3 protein-coding genes are annotated in these 5,256 nt (G+C 36.8%); 1 reads left to right on the top strand and 2 read right to left on the bottom strand.

Features of this window, described 5'->3' with window-relative positions; translation table 11 throughout:
* Positions 1–92 precede the first annotated feature (92 nt).
* Positions 93–1,862, top strand: a complete 1,770-nt coding sequence (gene argS / locus WFK35_RS20350) for an arginine--tRNA ligase (protein ID WP_336734282.1) — start codon at positions 93–95, stop codon at positions 1,860–1,862.
* A gap of 45 nt (positions 1,863–1,907) precedes the next feature.
* On the opposite strand, the gene WFK35_RS20345 is transcribed toward argS, so the two are convergent.
* Together WFK35_RS20345 and tamL are read right to left on the bottom strand one after the other, a co-directional pair.
* Positions 1,908–2,843: a YihY/virulence factor BrkB family protein gene (locus tag WFK35_RS20345; protein ID WP_336734280.1), complete on the bottom strand. Its 936-nt coding sequence runs from the start codon at positions 2,841–2,843 to the stop codon at positions 1,908–1,910.
* Positions 2,844–2,855: 12 nt separating this feature from the next.
* Entirely contained in the window at positions 2,856–5,183 is a 2,328-nt protein-coding gene (gene tamL, locus WFK35_RS20340; RefSeq protein ID WP_336734278.1) for a translocation and assembly module lipoprotein TamL, read from the bottom strand.
* Positions 5,184–5,256 lie beyond the last annotated feature (73 nt).

The following is a 5,256-nucleotide window of genomic DNA, read 5'->3' as shown; positions in this document are numbered from 1 at the left end:
TGAATATTAAAATCAGAAATCAGTTTTTTGTAGATAATTTTACATCTGCTTACAATGATTTCGATACTGTAGAAAGTAAAAATGCTACGGTAATGGTAGAATATTCTTCTCCCAATACCAATAAGCCGCTTCACTTAGGACACGTAAGAAATAATTTATTAGGTTTTTCCGTTGCCCAAATCTTGAAAGAAGCGGGTTATGATGTCATTAAAACACAGATCATCAACGACAGAGGAATTCATATCTGTAAATCCATGCTTGCTTGGGAAAAGTTCGGGAAAAATGAAACTCCCGAATCTACTAATACAAAAGGAGATCATTTCGTAGGAAAATATTATGTGGAGTTTGATAAGGAATTGAAAAATCAGACCAATACAATCTTCAATGATTTCAGAATAAATAAATTTGATCTGTTTGACACTCCTAAAAAAGAGGAAGTTAAAAAATTAAACGAAAAAATAAATTCTCTTGAAGCTAAGAAAAAAGAATTGCTTCAGACAGTTGATCTCTCTGCATTGCATGAAGAGTTCGAAGAACAGTTCAAAGAAACTTTAAATAATGATTCTTTGATTTCTGCTGTTCCTAAAAAGGTGGAAGAAATCATTTCCAAAAAGAATAAAGCAGAAAATATTTCAGACGAAAAAGAACTGGAAACCATTAAATCCCATACCAAAGTCTTTCAGGGTATTTTTAAAGAAGTATTGGAAGCTGAAGGTAAACTTGAAGCTGAAAAATCCAATCTGAAAGAGATCTGTAAACCGGTAACTGAAATCATGAAAGAAGCGCAACAAATGCTTCTGGATTGGGAAAACGGCGACGAAAAAGTAAGAAATCTCTGGAACGAGATGAATTCCTGGGTGTACAAAGGATTTAATGAAACATACAACAGATTGGGGGTGGATTTCGATCAGGTTCAGTATGAAAGCAATACCTATATTTTAGGAAAAGATTTGATTCAGGAAGGTTTGGATAAAGGAGTGCTGTATCAGAAAGAAGATGGTTCTGTATGGTGCGATCTTACCGATGAAGGTCTGGATCAGAAATTACTGCTTCGTTCAGACGGAACTTCGGTGTACATGACTCAGGATTTGGGAACTGCGGTAGAGCGTTTCAAGCAGAATGATATTCAGAAACTGATTTATACCGTTGGAAACGAGCAGGATTATCATTTTCAGGTTTTATTTAAAATTTTAGGAAAATTAGGATATTCATGGGCAGATCAGCTGTATCATTTGTCTTACGGAATGGTGGAACTTCCGAACGGAAAAATGAAATCCCGTGAAGGAACCGTAGTAGATGCAGATGATTTAATGCAGGAAATGTATAAGGAAGCAAAAGCAATTACCACTGAATTAGGAAAACTGGAAGGTCTTACAGACGAAGAAAAAGAAACTTCTTACGAAATTATCGGGCAGGCTGCGTTAAAATATTTCATGCTGAAAGTTGATCCTAAGAAAAAAATGCTGTTCAATCCGGATGAAAGTGTAGAATTTGCAGGAAATACAGGACCTTTCGTTTTATATACTTATGCACGTATACAATCCGTTTTGTCTAAAGCTCATTTTGAATTTAAAGCAACTTCAGATCTGGTTTTGAATGAATATGAAAAGGAACTGATTATGCTTTTGGCAAACTACAAAGGCACGGTAGAGAAAGCTGCCGAATTATTAAGTCCGGCGTTCATTGCCAATTATGTGTATGATTTGGTTAAATCTTATAATTCATTCTATCAGAGCAATCCGATTATCAGTCAGGAAGACGAAAATCTGAAACAGTTCCGATTGAATTTATCAGATCTTACGGCAAAAACCATAAAAAAATCATTAGGTTTACTCGGAATAAAAACCGTAAACAGAATGTAAAAATAAAACCTTCAGAACGCTCTGGAGGTTTTTTATTTTATCATTTTAAGCTTTTTCAGCATTCATTTTCTCTTTTAGACTGTCTTCATATAATTTGGCATCACTCCATTTTGCGTGTTTAGAGGGTAAAATCGTATATCCTTTTTTATAGGCGTAAACTTTCGTGTATTCCGCGCCAAAGAAAATCAGCATACAGGAATAATTAATCCACATCATGATCAGAATCACGGTTCCTGCAGCTCCGAAAGCAGAAGTAGGTTTCGTAGTTCCGAAATATAGACTCAGTAAAAATTTACCCAAAGTAAACAATATAGCGGTTAGAAAAGCTCCGTTCCAAACAGGTTTCCAACGCATTCTTACATCAGGAAGAATTTTAAACATCAATGCAAAAAGCAACATGACAATGGCAAAACCGATCACAAAATTCACCAACTGAACAATCAGATAGGTTTCCATCCCAAAATAATTCGTAATCCAGTTATTCAGAATACTGATCATTGAAGAAAGTACCATCGTAATCATCAGTAAAAAACCGATAATCAGGATCATTCCCAAAGAGTTGGCTCTGTCCAGTAAAAATTTAACGAATGCTTTCTTAGGAGTTGCCTGAACATCCCATAAATTATTAAGCGAGTGCTGAAGCTGAAAGAACAGGGTAGTGGAACCAAAAACCAAGGAACCGACTCCCACAGCTTTCATAAAAATATTTTCTCGGTCAATTAAAGCTCCCGCAATCATATCCTGAATGCTTTTTGCAACATCCTGTCCCATAATTCCGCTGATCTGATTGGTAATTTCTCCGCGAATAGCCTCCTCACCAAAAAAATACCCTGCAATCCAGATGATGATAATTAAAAGCCCGGGAATTGAAAAAATAGCGTAATAGGCAAGACTTGCGGCATCACTTGAAGCCGAAGAATTATTCCATTGTCTGAATGATTCTTTTAACGTTTCCCAGAAAAATTTTAATTGTTCGATCATTGATGGTTTGGTTTAGAAAGGATATCCGATGGCGATATTCAGAATAAGATTATCTTTTCTCCAGCTCGAATCTCCGAAATTAATTTTATCAAATGTCCATCTTTCACCCCTTTCATAATAAGGAACGCGCAATGGCATGGCTAGATCCAGTCTCAGGATCAGGATAGAGAAATCAAGTCTCAGACCAAAACCTGCGCCTACAGCCATTTCGCTTAAAAATTCTTTAGAAAATTTCGCTCCCGGTCTTTGAGGATCATCATTAATCAGCCATACATTTCCGGCATCGGCAAACACGGCAACATTTAAAAATTTATAAAGATTGGCTCTGTATTCCGCATTCAGTTCCAGCTTTACGTCTCCAGACTGATCAAAATAATAGCCGGGTTTAATGGTTCTCGGATCAAAACTTCCCGGTCCTAAAGTTCTTGCACGGAAGGCTCTCACACTGTTGCTTCCTCCCGAGAAAAACTGTCTGGAAAAAGGAATATACTCCGAATTTCCGTAAGGATAGGCAACTCCCGCAATGGCTCTCGTCGCCAGAGAAGTTTTTTCATTGAATTTATGATAGAACCTGAAATCATTTTCGATTTTCGCAAACTGACTGAACGGAACGCCGAAAATTTTTCTTTCTTTATCTTTTTCAACATTCGCTCCCGTAATCAAACCGGTTAAATTTCCTGCAAGATCCAGAGTTCCTTTATAATAAAAAGTATTTGGCTTCTGGAGCATCGTGTTGGTATACGTATAGGAATAAATCGGTCCGAATATCAACTGAGGTTTTACCACTCTGGCTAAAGCATCGTTATTCCTTGAAATTGAATCGTAAAGAGGTGTAATATTTGCCGGAGAAACATAGGTGATGTCAAAAATCTTCAGATCATGTTCTTTTCTTGCATTTTCTTTCCAGTTGTACCCGAAAGATCCTGTAAACGTATTGAGGGAATAATATTCTGTTCTGTTCTGGAATTCGTAGCCGATCGAAATATTGGTTCTCGGAACAAATGCGCTCGAAGAATTAAATCTAAAAGGCGCAACAATTCTCGGAATTGAAAGCTGTGCATTCGCTCCCGTTCTGAAAATATTTTTCGCGTTTTCCGGACCTCCGATCTGGAAATCAAAAGCACCGTAAACAGAAGCTTTAAACTGTTCGGCTCCGCGGAAAAAATTACGGTGGGTCCAGTTAAGATTCACTTCACTTCCGGCGTAGTTTGCAGAATTGGTTCTTCCCAAAGCTTCCAGACGAAGCGACTGCAGTTCTCTCGGAGTCAGAAGATAATATGTATCAAATTTATGCTGTAAAGAATCAGAAACAATAAATTCATTTTTCACAAATTTGAAAACACCAAGACTGATGAGCCTGTTCAGCGTAAGATTATGATTGGTTCTGTTGTATAGATCTCCTTTTTTAAAATATAATGCTCTGTCGAAAATTTTCGGTTTAAATTTATTCTGAGGATCGATAACATAAATGTCGCCGTGTTCATATTTCTGAAGCGAATCTGTGTTCATCGGGATCGAATATTTTCCCTGTTTCACATCCTGAATACTATAATTCGGGAAAACAATTACTTTATCAATGCTGAATTGTTGCGTAGACAGATCCGGAGTATTATCCTTCAGCTTCACATTCAGTTCCACCTTATGATTTTTGCTTACCGTACTGTCTGCCTGAACGATAAGATTGTCCGGATGAAAATAATAGAATCCTCTTTCTTTCAGACGGTTATCGATTCTTTCTCTTTCAGATTTTATCACATCAAGATCGAAAGGATTTCCCTGCTTTAAAAGCGTGTTGTCTTTCAGATTCTGGATTTCCTGATTGACCAGTGAAGAATCTTTCTGGAATTTTACATTGCTGATCAGATATCTTGCTCCCGGTTTTAAAGTATAAATTACTTTGGCTTTTTTGTTTTTGGAAACCGTGTCATACGTAGCTCTTGCATTGAAATATCCTTTGTTTTCGGAATAATTAACAATGATGTCTTTATTGAATTCGCGGTCTACATCTCCCAGCAAAACAGGTTTTTCTCCCACTTTATATTTCAGCCAGTAATTGAAACCTTTTTCTTTTTTCGGTTCTTTGGCAATATTATAAAAGTATAGTTTAGGTCTTAATCCTAAAAATGAAGAGTTCGGTTTGGGAGTCAGCTTATCCTGAAGCGCACTCTGAAGATCTTTCTTTTCCTTTTTCGGCAAAGTATCGTTTTCAATCTTCACTTCTGCACCTGTGTAAAGCATCTGTCCTTTCTTCAGAAATCGTGTATTACTGCAGGAAAGGGTTGCGGCAGCCATTCCGCAGGTGATTAAAAATTTAAAATAGGTATGATAATTTTTTTTCATTTATTTAAATTCTACCGCTTGGTTTTGTTGGTTTTTTCTGGATTCCTTCTGTTTCCTGTTTTTAGATTTCTGG

It is taken from the genome of Chryseobacterium sp. VD8 (genome assembly GCF_037149975.1).
GTDB classification, from domain to species: Bacteria; Bacteroidota; Bacteroidia; order Flavobacteriales; family Weeksellaceae; genus Chryseobacterium; species Chryseobacterium indicum.
This window is presented reverse-complemented; position numbering and strand designations above follow the sequence as displayed.